This window comes from Mesorhizobium sp. 01N446 (genome assembly GCF_056399285.1).
This window is the reverse complement of record NZ_JBFTRA010000001.1, coordinates 1,653,650-1,669,870: the sequence shown is the minus strand read 5'-3', so window position 1 is coordinate 1,669,870 and position 16,221 is coordinate 1,653,650. Positions and strand designations below refer to the sequence as shown.

The 16,221-nt window shown below is 63.1% G+C and carries 14 protein-coding genes; 8 read left to right on the top strand and 6 right to left on the bottom strand.

The genetic code is table 11. The features are described 5' to 3' along the window. Positions 1-18 precede the first annotated feature (18 nt). The gene (locus AC1DPX_RS08105) at positions 19-588 is read right to left on the bottom strand and encodes a TetR/AcrR family transcriptional regulator (protein ID WP_477235676.1); all 570 of its coding nucleotides are present in this window, start codon (positions 586-588) and stop codon (positions 19-21) included. A gap of 145 nt (positions 589-733) precedes the next feature. Here AC1DPX_RS08105 and AC1DPX_RS08100 point away from each other — a divergent pair, with 145 nt between their 5' ends. Continuing rightward, positions 734-2,101, top strand: a complete 1,368-nt coding sequence (locus tag AC1DPX_RS08100) for an efflux RND transporter periplasmic adaptor subunit (protein ID WP_477235674.1) — start codon at positions 734-736, stop codon at positions 2,099-2,101. Beyond that, complete coding sequence (locus AC1DPX_RS08095) at positions 2,098-5,181, top strand: efflux RND transporter permease subunit (RefSeq protein WP_202357595.1); 3,084 nt, start codon at positions 2,098-2,100, stop codon at positions 5,179-5,181. Before AC1DPX_RS08100 ends, AC1DPX_RS08095 begins: the two co-directional genes overlap by 4 nt. Before the next feature lie 117 nt (positions 5,182-5,298). Here the strand turns inward: AC1DPX_RS08095 and AC1DPX_RS08090 are convergent, their stop codons facing one another. Together AC1DPX_RS08090 and AC1DPX_RS08085 are read right to left on the bottom strand one after the other, a co-directional pair. Then, complete coding sequence (locus AC1DPX_RS08090; protein WP_069090292.1) at positions 5,299-5,754, bottom strand: L,D-transpeptidase; 456 nt, start codon at positions 5,752-5,754, stop codon at positions 5,299-5,301. A 273-nt stretch (positions 5,755-6,027) separates the two neighbouring features. After that, the gene (locus AC1DPX_RS08085; RefSeq protein WP_202357594.1) at positions 6,028-6,282 is read right to left on the bottom strand and encodes a hypothetical protein; all 255 of its coding nucleotides are present in this window, start codon (positions 6,280-6,282) and stop codon (positions 6,028-6,030) included. Between the two features lie 203 nt (positions 6,283-6,485). Here AC1DPX_RS08085 and AC1DPX_RS08080 point away from each other — a divergent pair, with 203 nt between their 5' ends. Continuing rightward, complete coding sequence (locus AC1DPX_RS08080) at positions 6,486-6,653, top strand: hypothetical protein (RefSeq protein WP_202357593.1); 168 nt, start codon at positions 6,486-6,488, stop codon at positions 6,651-6,653. Between the two features lie 66 nt (positions 6,654-6,719). Here AC1DPX_RS08080 and AC1DPX_RS08075 read toward each other — a convergent pair whose 3' ends face one another. Continuing rightward, positions 6,720-7,421, bottom strand: coding sequence for a response regulator transcription factor (locus tag AC1DPX_RS08075; RefSeq protein ID WP_202357592.1), 702 nt, complete (start codon positions 7,419-7,421; stop codon positions 6,720-6,722). Positions 7,422-7,466: 45 nt separating this feature from the next. On the opposite strand from AC1DPX_RS08075, the gene AC1DPX_RS08070 reads away from it, so the two are divergent. After that, positions 7,467-8,240, top strand: coding sequence for a response regulator (locus AC1DPX_RS08070; RefSeq protein WP_199644843.1), 774 nt, complete (start codon positions 7,467-7,469; stop codon positions 8,238-8,240). A gap of 108 nt (positions 8,241-8,348) precedes the next feature. Continuing rightward, complete coding sequence (locus AC1DPX_RS08065) at positions 8,349-10,436, top strand: PAS domain S-box protein (RefSeq protein ID WP_477235672.1); 2,088 nt, start codon at positions 8,349-8,351, stop codon at positions 10,434-10,436. A 119-nt stretch (positions 10,437-10,555) separates the two neighbouring features. Here AC1DPX_RS08065 and AC1DPX_RS08060 read toward each other — a convergent pair whose 3' ends face one another. Then, a complete protein-coding gene (locus AC1DPX_RS08060) occupies positions 10,556-10,966 on the bottom strand; it encodes a hypothetical protein (protein ID WP_477235670.1) in 411 nt (136 codons plus the stop codon). A 492-nt stretch (positions 10,967-11,458) separates the two neighbouring features. On the opposite strand from AC1DPX_RS08060, the gene AC1DPX_RS08055 reads away from it, so the two are divergent. Continuing rightward, complete coding sequence (locus AC1DPX_RS08055) at positions 11,459-12,661, top strand: aromatic ring-hydroxylating oxygenase subunit alpha (protein WP_202357589.1); 1,203 nt, start codon at positions 11,459-11,461, stop codon at positions 12,659-12,661. 35 nt (positions 12,662-12,696) lie between these two features. Here AC1DPX_RS08055 and AC1DPX_RS08050 read toward each other — a convergent pair whose 3' ends face one another. Continuing rightward, positions 12,697-14,115, bottom strand: a complete 1,419-nt coding sequence (locus AC1DPX_RS08050) for an aminotransferase (RefSeq protein ID WP_477235668.1) — start codon at positions 14,113-14,115, stop codon at positions 12,697-12,699. Between the two features lie 334 nt (positions 14,116-14,449). On the opposite strand from AC1DPX_RS08050, the gene AC1DPX_RS08045 reads away from it, so the two are divergent. Both AC1DPX_RS08045 and AC1DPX_RS08040 read left to right on the top strand, forming a co-directional pair. Then, positions 14,450-15,367 (top strand): ABC transporter permease, encoded by a 918-nt coding sequence (locus AC1DPX_RS08045; protein ID WP_032931941.1) that lies wholly within the window; start codon positions 14,450-14,452, stop codon positions 15,365-15,367. Further along, a complete protein-coding gene (locus AC1DPX_RS08040; protein WP_477235666.1) occupies positions 15,364-16,185 on the top strand; it encodes an ABC transporter permease in 822 nt (273 codons plus the stop codon). Before AC1DPX_RS08045 ends, AC1DPX_RS08040 begins: the two co-directional genes overlap by 4 nt. Positions 16,186-16,221: the final 36 nt, after the last annotated feature.

The following is a 16,221-nucleotide window of genomic DNA, read 5'->3' as shown; positions in this document are numbered from 1 at the left end:
CCTGCCGGCTGAAGGCCTTCAGGATTGCGTCCCGGAGGCATGCTCGGCATCGGGTGATCCCGCGATTTCCAGCAGGGACGCCACCAGCAATTGCCGTTCGTCCTTCGACAACACGTCGGAATCGAAGAGGTTCATGCTGCGCAGCCCCTCGATGGCGAGATAACAGACCAGCAGCGATTTGAGGTCTGATGTTTCGCCCTTCAGCCGTTCGAAAAGCTGCCGCTTGTATGTCTTTATCGGCGTCATGAAATCGGGATCCTCGGCGATCGCCGAAAAGATCCACGAGGCCGAGGGTCGCTTTTCCTCGCAATCATCGGCCGACAGCCTGATATAGACGGCGAGCGGATTTTTGCCATCGTCGTTGCTGTTGGCGGTTTCCAGCGCCTGCTCGAAATCGCGCAGATAGCCTTCGACCAGCCCCTGCATCAATTTGGCCTTGGTTGGGAAATTGTAGAGCAACCCGCCCTTCGACACGCCGGCGCGGCTGGCCACCGCATCCAGCGACAGGCTGCCGGGCCCGGATTCGCGGGCAACATCAGCCGCCGCCGCGAGGATCTTCTCGCGCGAGTTCGGTCGTTGGGCTTTCATGGCGCCTCCCATCGCAAGCATAGGCCCAATTGACAAGACCGTCCAGACGGTACAGTAAAGCCGCCACTATTTGAAATCGGGACCCGCAGTCGATATGTGTCCCGATGTCCGAGCTTCGCGCCGGATTTCGACTGAGGGGAATTCCTTGTTCAAGCGCATACTTCGTATCTTTCTCGTCATCGTCGTTCTGGCTGTGCTGGTCATCGTGGTCGGCGGCATCGTCGGCTTCAACTTCCTGCGCGACAACGGCATCAAGCAGTATTTCGCCACGATGAAGCCGCCGGCGGCGACCGTTTCAACGACCATCGCCAAGCCGTCGAGCTGGACGCCGGGCGTCGAGGCGATCGGTACGGTGCGTGCCGTGCGCGGTGTCGACCTGACGGTCGAGACCACCGGCATCGTCAAGGACATCCTTTTCCACGCCAACCAGAAAGTGGCGGCCAATGCGGTGCTGCTGCAGCTCGACGATGCCGTCGAGCGCGCCGATCTCGACGCACAGAAGGCGCAGGCCGCCCTCGATCAGGTATCGCTGACCCGCGCCATCGAACTGACCAGGCGTGGCGTCGGCTCCGACTCGACGCTGGACACCGCACGTGCGGCGGCCTCGGCTTCGGCGTCCCAGGTCACCAAGCTGCAGGCCGTGCTCGACCAGAAGCAACTGACGGCGCCTTTCGGCGGCACGGTCGGTATTCCGAAGATCGATATCGGCCAGTATATGGCGCCCGGCACCGCCGTGGTGACACTGCAGGATCTCGACACGATGCGGGTCGATTTCTCGGTACCCGAACAGCAGCTCCCGCTGCTCAAGATCGGCCAGACGGTCCGACTGGGCCTGAGCGGCGCGGACATGCCGTTTGCCGGCGAAATCCGGGGCATCGACCCCAAGATCGACCCGTCCAGCCGGCTGGTGAACATCCGGGCGGAAGTCGCCAATCCCGACGGCAAGCTGACCCCTGGCCAGTTCGTGCAGGTGCGTGTCGAACTGCCCGAGGAGCAGAACGTGCTGTCGCTGCCGCAGACGGCACTGACCACCAGCCTCTATGGCGACTATATCTTCGTGGTGCAGCCGGCCAAGCCTGCCGACGCGGCCCCGGCGCAGCCCGCCAAGCCGGAGGAAAAGCCCGCTGCTGCTGCAAGCCCCAAACCGGCGGACACCAAGCCGGCGGATGCGATGAAACCGGCAGCCGATGCGATGAAGCCGGCGGCTGACGCCATGAAACCTGCAGCCGATGCTGCAAAGCCATCCGACAAGGCCGCTTCCGATGCCACCAAGCCGGCTGCCGACCCGGCCAAGCCGGCGGCGGAAGGCGACAAGCCCGCGCTGGTGCTGTCTCAGGTCTTCGTCAAGCCCGGCCGCCGCAATCAGGGCATGGTCGAGATCGTCGAAGGGCTGAAGGCCGGCGACGAGGTCGTCACCGCGGGTCAGAACCGCCTCTTCAATGGCATGTCCGTCAACGTCGACAACACGATCGACCCGACCAAATCGGCGAACAAGCAGGCCGACCAGCAATGAGCTTTTCCGATCTCTTCATTCGCCGGCCCGTCCTGTCGACGGTCCTTGGCTGCATGATCCTGCTCCTGGGTTTCCAGGGCATCTTCAACCTGTCGATCCGGCAGTATCCGAAGGTTGACGAAACCGCGATCACCATCACGACGGCCTATCCGGGCGCCAGCGCCGACCTGATCCAGGGCTTCATTTCCGCCCCGATCGCGCGCGCCGTCGCCTCGACCGAGAACATCGACTACGTCACCTCGTCCAGCCGCCCGTCATCCAGCACCGTGACGGTGCAGATGAAGCTCGGCTCCAATCCGGACGTGGCTCTGACCGAAGTGCTGTCCAAGGTCCAGGGCGTGCGCGGCACCTTGCCGGACGCCTCCAAGGATCCGGTCATCGTCAAGGGCACCGGCCAGCAGTTCGCGATGATGTACATCTCGATGCAGAATCCGAACATGACGAAGGAGCAGTTGACCGAATATATCGAGCGCGTCATCCGGCCCCGCATGTCGACGGTCGAAGGTGTCGCCGACGTGCAAATCTTCGGCGCCCAGCAATACTCGATGCGCGTCTGGATCGACCCGATCCGACTTGCCGCGCGCGGCGTGACGGCGGCGGAAGTGCTGACGGCGATCAACAATTCCAACTTCCTGTCGGCGCCCGGCAACACCCAGAACGAATATGTCGTCTCGTCGATCACCGTGCGCTCGACGCTGCAGACGCCGGAAGCCTTCGCCGAACTGCCCCTGCGCTCGACCGACGGCAATGTGGTGAGGCTGCGCGACGTGGCGCGCGTCGAACTCGGCGCGGAGAATACCGACACCAGGGTCTCCTTCAACGGCAAGCCCGGAACCTTCCTCGCCATCTTCCCGACCCCGGCGGCCAACCCGCTGACCACGGCAGCAGCGCTCACCAAGCTCGTGCCGCAGATCCAGGAAACCCTGCCGAAAGGCATGACGATCGAGGTCGTCTACGACGCGACCGGGCAGATCAGCGCCTCGATCGAGGAGGTGTTCAAGACCATCGGCGAGGCGGTTGCCATCGTCGTCGTGGTCATCCTTCTGTTCCTTGGTTCATTCCGTTCGGTGATGATGCCGATCATCACCATTCCGCTGTCGCTGATCGGCGTCTGCTTCCTGTTGTTTTCGGTGGGCTATTCGATCAACCTCCTGTCGCTGCTGGCCATGGTGCTGGCGATCGGTCTTGTCGTCGACGACGCCATCGTGGTGGTGGAGAACATTCACCGCCACATGGAAGAAGACCACATGTCGCCAATGCAGGCCGCGTTCAGCGGCATGCGCGAAATCGCCTCGGCCATCGTCGCCATGACCATGACGCTGGCGGCCGTGTTCGCGCCGCTGGCCTTCACCGGCGGCCTGACCGGCGCGCTGTTCCGCGAATTCGCGGTGACGCTCGCCGGCTCGGTCGTGCTGTCGGGCGTCATCGCCGTCACCATCACCCCGATGATGTCGGCGCGCCTCCTGAAGTCCGGCACGCCCGGCCGTTTCCAGCGCATTGTCGACGGCATTTTCGCGCGGGTCGAGCACGTCTATGAGCGGGCCGTCACCGGCTCTCTGAACTATCGTCCTTTGACGCTGATCATCGTGCTGGCGCTTGTCGGCGTGACCGGTTTCATGTTCACCAAGACCTCGAGCGAACTGGCGCCGGAAGAGGATCAGGGCTTCCTGCTCTCGCTGGTGACCGCGCCGACCTATGCGACATCGGATTACACCGAAACCTATGTGAACCAGATGCTCGGCCTGGTGAGGGATATTCCGGAAACGCGGGCGCAGTTCTCGGCGGTCGCCTTCGGCGGCTCGACGAACAGCGCCTTCGTCGGTTTTGCCTTCAAGGATTGGTCGGAGCGCAAGCGCAATTCCAAGGAACTGCAGGCCGACATCACGGCTCGTCTCGCCAAGGTGGCGGGCGTGCAGGCCTTCGTCTTCGCACCGCCGACGCTGCCGGGCTCCGGGGGCGGCCTGCCGATCGCCCTTGTGGTGCGCTCGACCGGAGATTCCGCGGAAGTGTACAAGGCGGCCGAGCAGATCAAGAACAAGGCGCAGGCCTCCGGCCGCTTCATCGTCGTGCAGAACTCGATGTCTTATGACTCGCCGCAGGTGACGGTGACCATCGACCGCGACCGCGCCGCCGCGCTGAACCTGCCGATCGCCGACATCGGCCGCACGCTGACGCTGCTGGTCGGCGGCGCCGAAGTGGCGCAGTTCGACCGCGACTCCAACAGCTATGACATCATCCCGCAGGTGCCGCAGCAATTCCGCGACAATCCCGACAAGCTCGGCGAGTATTTCGTGCGGAGCGTGACGGGCGAGATGGTGCCGCTATCGGCCGTTGTGAAGATTTCCAACAATGCCTCGCCGGCGGCGATCGAACAGTTCAACCAGCTGAATTCGTCGACCATCTCCGCGCTGCCGCTGCCCGGCGTCACCACAGGCGACGGGCTGAAGGTCCTCGAGGATATTGCCAGGGAGAGCCTGCCCGACACCTTCTTCATCGACTATTCCGGCCAGTCCCGGCAGGAGAAGGAACAAGGCAACACCATTCTGATCGCTTTCGGAGCGGCCGTCATCGTCATCTACCTGGTGCTGGCGGCTCAGTTTGAAAGCTTCCGCGATCCGCTGATCATCATGATGGCGGTGCCGCTGTCGATCTTTGGCGCCATCGTGCCGCTCAATCTCGGCCTCGGCACGCTCAACATCTACACGCAGGTGGGTCTGATCACGCTGATCGGCCTGATCACCAAGCACGGCATCCTGCTGGTCGAATTCGCCAACCAGCAGCGCGAGGCGCATGGCATGCGGCGGCGCGACGCCATCATCGCCTCGGCCAAGGTGCGCCTGCGGCCGATCCTGATGACGACGGCGGCGATGGCGCTGGGCGTCGTACCGCTGATCACGTCGAGCGGCGCCGGTGCCGCGGCCCGTTATTCGATGGGCCTGGTCATCTTCACCGGCATCCTCGTCGGCACCATGTTCACGCTGTTCGTCGTGCCGATGTTCTATACCTTCATCGCCAGCAAGGACCTGCCGCATCTTGCGGAAAAGCCAGATCCGAAGCTGATGCCGGCATTGCCGGACTGAACAGAAAAGAGGCCGGGAAAATCCCGGCCTCTTTTTTTGGCTGCGCTCTATACCGCCGGGATGTTCCGGTGGGAGTCCTGAGCGGGCGCGGCAGTCCGCCGGCCTGCCCGCAGCCTGCTACTTGACGATGACGATGCTGGTGTTGGCCGGCCCGAAGGTCTCGACCAGCTGGTAGAAATCGGCCGCATTGTCCGGGTGCAGCCGCACGCAGCCATGCGAGGCCGGCTGGCCGAGGCGCTTGATGGCATAGGTGGCGTGCACCGCGTAGCCGCCGCTGAAGAACACCGAGTGCGGCATCGGCGCGTTGTCATACTTCTTCGAATACCACATCTCATGCATGCGCGTCGGCTTGAACGAGCCCGTCGGCGTCACATGCGCCCGGTCGCCGGTGGAAACCTTCCAGGCGAAGGTCGGCCGGCCGTCGACCGAGACTTCCATGATCTGCTGCGAAAGCGAGACCCGCGCCACGATCTTGTTGGCGGCGTGCGCTGCGTTGGCGCCGAACAGAAGTGCAGCACCCGTGAGCGCGGCTGCGGTGATGTTGATGAGCTTGGCGGAAATGGTGGTGTGCATGACGTCCCCTCTCTCTGCCGGTCAGGCCGGCTCCAATTCGATGAGCGGCTTATCGATGCGGCGTGTTTCGGGGAGATTTCGCGAAATGCTCGTTTCTGTTTCGAATCTGTTTCCTCTGGTTAACAAGCCAGGCGACCACGGCGACGACGATCACGCTGGCAGACGGTGGTGAGATGCCGCACATAGGTATTCCCCGCAAAACGAAAGTTCGAATTGTTTCAATATGAAAGATCAATGGGCAATCCCGAAACCAACCGGCAACAAAGCGCGGCTTCAGGCGGCATGATCCGGATACCGGCCACCCGCAAGGTTGACGTAACGAAAGCAGACGGCAACGACCATGGGAACGAAAACGAACACGCGGTCCTGGCTCTTCAGGATCAGCATCGCGGCAGCAGTCACAGGTGGTGTCGGCACGGTTGCCGGCGGTCCGGTGGCAAGGCTGGCGGCGATGAGTTCGAGCGAAATCTCTACCCTGCACGTCGCCCTGTTTTCCGCCTCGGTCTGGATTGTTTCCAGCCTGCGCATCACCCGGCTCAAGGCCCTCTGGCGGGTTGGCCTTCGGTTGCTGGCATTGCGCGGCCCCTCCGGCAACTTGCTGCCGAGAGGACCGAAGGCCCGCGCCGCAGCGGGGGGCTCCGTGGGCGGCGCGGGCACTTCGGGAGTTTCCTGAAGCGACCCGCGACATACTACTCATTTTGAAGAATTGGCATTTCTGGGGAGTTGGAACGATGAAGACGAAATTCGCCGCCTCTGTACTTTCCGCCCTGCTCTACGCGCAGGGCCTGCTTGGCTTTGCCGCCCTGGCCACCGTGCTCCTCAAGGAGCGTGCCCACGCAAACGAATTCGTCGTGAGCAGCGACATGCCATCCGGTCCGTCGCTGCTGGTGGTGCGCTGACCGCGGGAGCATCGGCAGGAGGAAAATCCGATGCTCAGCCAGAAAGACAGCCCGGTTACGCTAAAGTCAGTCGGCGAATTGCTGCGGCGGATCGAACCTGTAGCCCGCGCCACGTATGGTGGTGATGGTCTCTGTGTCGAGCTTGCGGCGCAGCCGCACGATGCGCGAATCGATCGAACGATCGAAGGCGTCGGCGTTCTCGGCCGGTGCGGCTGCGATGATGTCGTCTCGCGTCAGCACCTTGCGGGGGCTCGCCAGGAACAGCCTGAGCAACGCCACCTGACCGGGCGAAAGCTGTTCCTCCGTACCGGAACGGTGCATGACGATGGCCGATCTCAGATCGACGGTTGCGTTCTCCAGCACGATCAGTTCCTGCGTGCCCCTGCCCCGACGCGACAGCAGGCCGCCGACCCGGGCAGCCAATTCCCTGACATTGAGCGGGCTTTCGACGACGTCGGCCGCACCCAGTTCCAGCGCCAGCACCTTGTCGACGAGATCGGACGGCCGGCAGATCAGGATGAAATCGGGCCCGTCCCGGCCGCCCTCGCCCTGGCCGCCATAACGCCTGAGCAGGTCCCGCCCTTCCGCCTGGCTGAGACTGTCACCGACGACGACGACATCGATGCCTGCGCCAGCCAGCAGCGATTCCGCCTCCCAGGGCTGTCGCGCCTGGCGCACATCATGGCCACGCCGCTCGAGATGGTCGGCAAGTTCGGTCGCGACCACGTCGGCGACGGAAACAAGTGCAATGACGGCTCGTGCAGCCATGTTTTCCAACCGTTCCCTTGCAACCCGATATGAGTGCTGGACATGATGTTTATACCCAATCTACTTTCCACTGAAAGTGGGAGCGAGAGCATCGTGCGGGCAAGAATAGTGATCGTCGAGGACGAGCCCGACCTGAGGGACGCGGTTGCCGAATATCTCGGCGCCGCCGGCTATGATGTGGCGACTGCCGAAACCGCCGCCGCCGCGCGCAGCCTGATCGAGACCCAGGCCTTTCATCTCGCCATTCTCGACATCGCCATGCCCGGCGAGGACGGGCTGTCGCTCGGCCGCTGGCTGCGCTCGAGAATGCCGATCGGCATCATTTACGCGACCGCCGCCGGCACGGCGCTCGACCGCATCGTCGGACTGGAGCTCGGCGCCGACGACTATATCGTCAAGCCATACGAACTGCGCGAAGTGCTGGCCAGGGTCCGCAGCGTGCTGCGCCGCGTGCCGCAGCCGACGGAACCGCTCGACAGGAAGACCAGGACGGACCGCCGTTCCGTCGCCTTCGGCCCGTTCCAGGCCGATCTTGACGGCAGGCTGGTCACGGGCGCCAACGGCACCGTGATCGACATGGCCAAGAGCGAATTCGACGTGCTGGAGGTTTTCCTGACCCGCGCCAACCGGCTGCTGACCCGCGCCGCGATCTCGGAGGCGATCGGCTTCACCGAGGATCCGGAATCATCGCGCGCCGTCGACATCCGCATCATGCGCCTGCGCAAGAAGATCGAGGCGGATCCGGCCAACCCGAAATTTCTGCGCACGGTGCGCGGCGAAGGCTATATCTTCTCGCTGCCGACCGGCGACAGCAACTGAGCGCCAGGGCCTGAAGGGCCTCAGGTTCACAGCCGTTGCTCGCCGGTCGAATGGGGCCGATCGGATTGGCCCGACCGAACTGGCATGATTTTGGAATAGCGGCTGAAAATGACGGGCGAAGCAACAAGCGCGGACATGCAGGGTTTCAGGCAGGGCGCGGCAATGGCGGCCGTGCGCGTCGTTCGCCGGCTGCGCGAGGCTGGCGACTGGCAGCGCGAGATGGACGGCATACTGGAAACCCTTTGCCGGGCCATCGAATGCCAGCGCGGCATCCTGTTCCGCTTGCGCGAACTGCCGGGCCAGGGTTTTGCCCAGTCGGTAGCCGCTTACTGGATCGACCCAGACTTCGGCGGCGAACTGGCCTCGCCGACCGTCATCATGCAGTCGATCGTCAATTCGGACCCGCTGCTGGAGCGCGTGGCCGAGGACGAACGGCAGGGCAAGATCTTTGCCGGGCATACGCGCAACCTCGAAGGGTTCCTGAGAACCGATTTCGAAAAGCAGAACATCAAGTCGTTCCTGTCGGTGTCGGTCTTCGCCCATGGCCATCTGTGGGGCACGCTCGCCGTCAATGACTGCGTCGACGAGCGCGAGTGGACCGACGAGGAAGAGGCGACGCTGCACATCATCGCGCTCGCCATCGGCGACGCGATCGAACATTCGCCCTCCGACGCCCACGCCAGCGAGGTGATCCGCCGCACCATGCTGCAGGCTTCGCTCGATGCCATCATCGTCATCGACGAGGCCGGATCGATCATCGAATTCAATCCTGCCGCCGAAAAGATGTTCGGCTTCCAGCGCAGCGACATCCTCGGCAAAGACCTGCTCGACACGGTCGTGCCGGAATACTACCGCAAGGGTTATTCCTCGGGCGCCGACTACATGTCGGGCCGTGGCGCGCCGATGGTCGGCCAGCGGCTGGAGACCGTGACGCAGAATGCCGCCGGCGAGGTGTTTCCGATCGAGCTGACGGCGACCGAGATGCGGGTCGCCGACCGCCGCCTGATCTTCGGCTCGATCCGCGACCTGCGCGACAGGCTGCGCGCCGAGGAAGAGATCAACCGGCAGCGCGAGAAGCTGCACCAGAACGAGAAGATGGCGGCGATGGGCTCGCTGCTTGCGGGCGTTTCTCACGAGCTCAACAATCCGCTGGCGGTGGTGGTCGCCCAATCGACGCTGCTGCACGAATTCGCCTCCGACCCGCAGACCAAGGTCCGCGCCGAGAAGGTGCGTGCCGCGGCCGAGCGCTGCGGCCGCATCGTCAAGAGCTTCCTGTCGATGGTGCGTCTGCATCCGGCGGCGCAGGCCGAGACCGATCTCAACCAGGTGATCCGCGCGGCCCTCGAAGTGACCGCCTATGGCGCACGCTCGAGCGGCATCATCATCGACACCGATTTCGCGTCCGGTCCGCTGCTGGCCATGGCGGACGCCGACCACGTGACGCAGGTGGCGGCCAATTTCCTCATCAACAGCCAGCATGCGCTGGCCGGCATTGCCGGCGACCGGCTGATCAAGGTGCGGACCTTCCGCGGCGAGCGCGGCAATCCCGGCTTCTCGGTCGAGGACAACGGGCCGGGCATTCCCGAAGCGATCCGCAACCGCATCTTCGAATCCTATTTCACCACCAAGCCGGTCGGTGTGGGCACCGGCATTGGCCTGTCGATCTCGAAATCGATCATCGAACGGCACAATGGCAATGTCTGGTTCGAGGAAGTGCAGCCCCGAGGCGCGCGTTTCGTTGTCCAGTTGCCGGCCATTTCGGCGGGCATCGCCGCTGCCGGCGAGAGCCAGCCGCGATCGAGCGGCCTGCGTCATGCCTTGATCATCGACGACGAGCCTGATGTCGCGGGCTCCTTGTCCGACATTCTCGAATTGATGGGCATCAAGTCACGGATCGCGCCGGTCTGGGAATCGGGCGCCGCCACCTTGAGCGGCCACATGCCGCCCGACATCGTCTTTTCGGACCTGCGCATGCCTGGCACATCAGGCATGGCCATCTACCGCGAGTTGCTTGCCGAGCGGCCCGAACTGGCACGGCGTTTCGTGCTGGTTACCGGCGATCTGATCGGCGCCAAGGCGGAGATCGAAGCCTTGCCGGCACCGCAGCGGCCGCAGATCCTGGAAAAGCCGTTCAGCACGCTGGACGTGCGCAGCGTGCTTTCATCCATCGCCGAGCAAGCTGCGTTGAAGGGCTAAAAAAGAAGCTCCCGGCCGACTTGCGGCGGGAGCTGAAAGGAGCGCTGGAGGGAGCGCTCGGGGAGGTCAGAGCAGGATCCCGAAAGGGAACGGTTTCGGGACCACGCTTCGACGGAAATCTAGAAAACGTTTGGCGTGTTGGTCAGCGGCGCGGCATTGGCGATCATGCGGATCGCCCGGGCCTTGTGCGTCCCGGACTGTTCGGCGATGGCGCGTAGGCAATCGATGCTTTCAGCACCCCATGCCTGCCCCTTGCAGGCGAAATCGAGCGTCGGCACCGGCAGGCGAGCGGTCTTGGTTGTCGTCGGCGCACCGTCGACCACATTGGCCGGCGGATTCAGCGAGGCGAAGGCCGGCCCGACTGTCGGCGTGAGCGCCATGCCGATGAAGGCGCAAGCAGCCAGCCCCATGAACATGGCCATGGGGTGGTCGCTGGCGCGTTGGCGTAGCGCCAGTTTCGGGCGGCGGTCAGCGCGCTCTGGAGCCTGGAGGCGGTGGTCGCTGCTGATGGTCTCGATTTTCGCATGCATTGCCTTCCCCTTCGCTGCGTTTCTTTTTGATGATGAAACGAACTTATTCGCACTTTGTAACAGCACAAAATTGGCGTAGCTCTGGCAATGTAACGAGATTGAAACGGCGCTATCGGGCAAAACCGGTCATGATCGGTCAGCCGGCTCGCCTTCGCCGATACAAGCCAACCTCAGCCCGACTCCGCCGGGCGGCCCCAACCCAAGCGCCTGCCGAACAGCAGATTGGCCAGAGCGCGGCGAGCTTTTTGCCGTTGGCAAGGCATCGTGTTCGTCAGCTTCCGCGCTTCGTGAAATGACGTGAGAACAGCATTTCGGAACCGGAGCTAACGCCCGGATTCTCCGAGATTTTCTCGGGCAGACGCCGCCTCGAATTCAGTTGCGAGCGACGCCTAGACTCAGGCCAAGAATCATTCCGTTTTTCACAAGCCATTGCATTTCAATGCAAAATATGATTTTATTGAATGATTATTCAACAAAAAGAAGAGACGTTTTATGAACCCGCACCTCCGTGACGTGGCGATCCCCAACGATTGGGACCGGCGGGGACTACCGGGCTGGAGTTACCATTCCGATGCCCTTCTCGAGCTCGAGAAGGAACATGTTTTCCGAAACCACTGGCAGATCGTCGGTCATGTTTCCGACGTCCCGAACGCCGGCGACTATCTGACCATGGACGTGGTCGGCGAGCGCGCCCTGATTGTGCGCGGCAAGGACGGCGTCGTGCGCGGCTTCAACAATATGTGCCGCCACCGCGGCAGCCGTGTCGTCGCCGACAGCCAGGGCAATTGCAAGAACGCGCTGGTGTGCCCGTTCCACGGTTGGGTCTACAATCTCGACGGCACGCTGCGGGGCGCCGCGCGCCCGCGCTCCTTCCCCGATCTCGACAAGACCGAGTTCGGCCTGATGCAGCTCGACCTGGAAGTCTGGATGGGCTTCATCTTCATCCGCTTCCGCAATGGCGGGCCGCAGCCTTCGGTCGCCGAGCTGATGAAGCCGATCGAGCCTGAATTCGCGCATTACAAGGCTGCCGACATGGTGCCGTCCTGGGGCATCTGGACCCAGAAGACCCCCGTCAACTGGAAGTCGGTGCGCGATGTCGACAATGAGGGCTATCACGTCGCCATGGCGCATCCCGCCCTGCAGGATCTCTATGGCGCGACCTATTTCGACGAGCCCTTCATCAACGGCGTGTCGCGCTCCTTCGCCACTTACAATCCGCATGCCGGCCGCCGCTGGAGCGTCAAGAACTACGTCAAGATCGCGCCCGAGCCGACGCATCTGCCGGACCATCTGAAGAAGGCCTGGGTCTATTACGGTATCTTCCCCAATGCCGTTATTTCGGTGATGCCGGAATCCGTGCAGTTCTATCAGGAGTTTCCGCTCTCGACGGGTGAAACCCTTTTGCGCGGCGCCATCTACCGCTACCGCGACGAAAGCCGCGAGCAGGCCGCCGCCCGCTACCTGTCCTTCCGCATCGACCGTGACACCATGTCGGAAGATGTCCAGCTGTCGGTGTGGTCGAACGAATCCATGCTGTCCGAAGCCTTTGAGGGCTTCTATCTCTCCGACCTCGAATATGGCGTGCGCACCCACCACGACCATCTGCGCAAGATGCTGCCCGTTCTAGGCTTGGAGACCGCGCCGGAGGAGAAGGACATGTGGAATCTGAACGACGCGCTGAGGTCGCGGTCGTAGCTTCCTTCTCCCCGTTCTACGAGAAGGAAGAAACCTCACCCTCGCCACACACCTTCACGGCGCAGATCATCCATGGTCCGCGAAATGCCCTCGCGCAAAATGCCGACCATGTCGTCGATCTGCTCGCGCGTGATGATCAGCGGCGGCGACATCACGCACATGTTGATCAGCGGCCGCACCAGCAGGCCGAGTTCATGGCAGTGGGCGTCGATGCGCTTGCCGACATCCTTGTCGAGTTGCAGCGGGTCCTTGCTTTCGCGGTCGGCGACACATTCGACGCAGCCCATCAGCCCGGCGCCGCGCACCTCGCCGACCAACGGCAGTTCTTCCAGCGTCTTGAGCTGCGCCTGGAAATAGGGCGCGACCGCTTGCGTGTGAGCGAGCACGCCCTCTTCCAGCAGGTCGAGATTTTTCAGCGCCACGGCACAGCCGACCGGATGGCTGGTGTAGGTCAGGCCATGGCCGAACATTGCGTCTGGATGGTTCGAGCGGCGCAACTCTTCCAGCAGCCGTTCCGAGATGATGACGCCGCCGAGCGGGAAATAGCCTGAGGTGACGCCTTTGGCGAAGGTGATCATGTCGGGATCGATGCCGAACACCTCGCCCGAGGCGAAGACATGGCCAAGCCGGCCGAAGCCTGTCACCACCTCATCGGAGATGTAGAGGATGTCGTTGTCGCGGCAGATCTCGCGGATGCGCTTGAGATAGCCGTCCGGCGGGATCACGACGCCTCCCGATGCCTGCACCGGCTCGCCGACAAAAGCGCCTATTCTGTCGGCGCCGACACGGGCGACCGTGTCGCGGAACTGATCGACGAGGAAGTCGGTGAAGGTGGCAACGCTCATGCCTTTCGGGCGGCGGAACGGGTCGGGCGAGGACAGCTTGATCACCAGCTCGTCGGCGCCGTCCATCCAGTCGCGGTCGCGCGGGCGGCCGTTGAGCGAGGCCGACAGATAGGTCGAGCCGTGATAGGCGCCGCCGCGCGACAGGATCAGCTTCTTTTCCGGCCTGCCGCGCACATTGTTGTAGAACTGCATGAAGCGCAGCGCCGTCTCCACGGCCGAAGAGCCGCCGGTCGTGTAGAAGACATGGCTGAGATCGCCCGGCGCATGGCCGGCGATGCGCATGGCAAGTTCGGCCGACGGCGCGTTCATCGTGTACCAGGGCGTGTTGTAGGACAGCGCCATCGCCTGATCGTACATCACCCTGGCGAGTTCCTCGCGGCGGTGGCCGACATTGACGCACCACATGCCGGCAGGCCCGTCGATCAGCCGCTTGCCGGTGTTGTCGGTGATGTAAATACCGTCGCCTTCGCCGATCAGCGCGCGGGCTTCGGCGCCGACGGAACCGGCATAAGGCCAGGGCTGAATGAGATGGCGCTTGCCCAGTTCAATGGCATCGTCGCCGCCTGCCGCCGCCATTTCGGTCGCCTTCAGATCCCTCACCGCAGCCATCGTCGTCTCCACATCTCTTTCGATTTTTTCAAGGACCTCGAATTCGGTGGCAATACCGCAGATGGCGGCTTTCTTCACCTGATTTTGAATGTCCGTTCAATCAATATCTCAGAAATAGCGCTTGATTTCAATCCACGGATGCGCGCATGATGAAAGAAAGCCGGCAAGCTAGGAACGCGACCAGCAAAAGTGGTCACCGGTTTTGCGTCCGATCGCGTTCCGAGGATAAAGTGGGAACAAACAGCCGGCGCCAGCACGATGGGATGCGCATGGCGGAACAGTCCAGGCCAGCAACCGAGATCACGCCCGGAGCCCTGCCCTCCGGAGTCTGGCAATGACGGCGGCCGTGGAAGGGTCGCCTCCATTGCGCATGACGCGGGCCAGACGAAATGCCCTTCTGCAATCCGAACCCGTCCAGGGTTTTGCCCTGATCAGCCCGACCTTTCTCTACGCCCTTATCCTTCTGGTCCTGCCGATCCTGGTGGTCATCGCCCACTCCTTCTGGACGCAGCACTATCTGACCATCGACCGCACCTTCACGCTGGAAAACTACCGCGTCGCGCTGACCGAGCCGATCTACCGCGATCTGTTGTGGCGCTCGCTCTACATCTCGCTGACGGTCAGCCTGTTCACCGTCATTCTCGCCTACCCGATCGCCTACTTCATTTCCTTCCATGGCGGCCGTCACAAGAGCCTGTGGCTGTTCCTCATCACCATCCCGTTCTGGACCAGCTATCTCCTGCGCGTGATGTCGTGGAAGGTCATCCTCGGCTACAATGGCGTCTTGAATTCCGGACTGATGGGCCTCGGCATCATCGACGAGCCGTCGACCGCACTGCTCTACAATTCGAGCGCCGTCATCATCACCCTCACCCATGCCTGGGCGGCATTCGCCATCCTGCCGATCTTCGTCTCGCTGGAAAAGGTCGACCGCACGCTGGTCGAGGCCGCCACCGACCTCGGCGACGGCCCCTTGCGCTCATTCCTGCGCGTGACCTTGCCGCTGTCGGCGCCGGGCGTCATTTCGGCGGCGCTGATCGTCATGATCCCCACCGTCGGCGACTATGTCACGCCGAAACTGGTCGGCGGCAAGGACGGCGTCATGATCGCCAACGCCATCCAGGCGCAGTTCGGCAAGGCGGCCAACTGGCCGCTCGGCGCCGCGCTTTCGGTCACCACCATGCTAATCGTGACCCTGATGGCCGGTGCCACGGTGCTGATCATCCGCGCCCTGCAGAGGCTGGCACGATGAGGGCGCGGCGCTTCCTGTCCGGCGGCTGGCTGTCCGTCTATGCGTTCCTCTATATCGTCTTCCTCTATCTGCCCGTGATCTTCCTGCCGATCTTCTCGATCAACACGGCGCCGACGCCGAAATTCCCGCTCACAGGCTTCACTTTGCAATGGTATGCGGACCTGCCGCACACGCCGGCTTTGCTCGACGCCGCCTGGAACAGCCTGAAAGTCGGCGTCTCGGCTTCGATCCTCGCTACGGTGCTAGGCATCCTCGCCGCGCGCTCCATCACCCGCTACCGCTATCCCGGCCGCCGCACCATCAACGGCCTGATCATGGCGCCGCTGGTGCTGCCCGAGGTGATCGTCGCCATCTCGATGCTGCTGGTGATGCTGCAGCTGGGCCTCAGCCTCTCGCTGTTTACCGTCGTGCTCGGCCATGTGCTGATCTGCATTCCCTATTCGATGACGGTGCTGACCTCCGGCTTCGAGGGCTTCGACCGCAGCCTGGAGGAAGCCTCCGCCGATCTCGGCGAAAGCGCCTTCGGCACCTTCCGCCGTGTGACGCTGCCGATGGTGGCGCCGGCCATCATCTCCAGCCTGCTCGTCTGCTTCACCATCTCGCTCGACGAGTTCATCATCGCCTTCTTCCTGACCGGCACCGAAGCGACACTGCCGATCTATATCTGGGGCCAGTTGCGTTTCGCCTCGAAACTGCCCGGCGTGCTGGCGCTGGGCACGCTGCTGCTCGTCGCCTCTTTCCTGTTGATGACAATCGCCGAAATCCTGCGCCGCCGCGCGGCCAGACGCACCCAGAACGAGGGAGGCCTCTATGCCTGACCAGTCGCAGATCGAGCGCCCCCAATCGGATCGGGC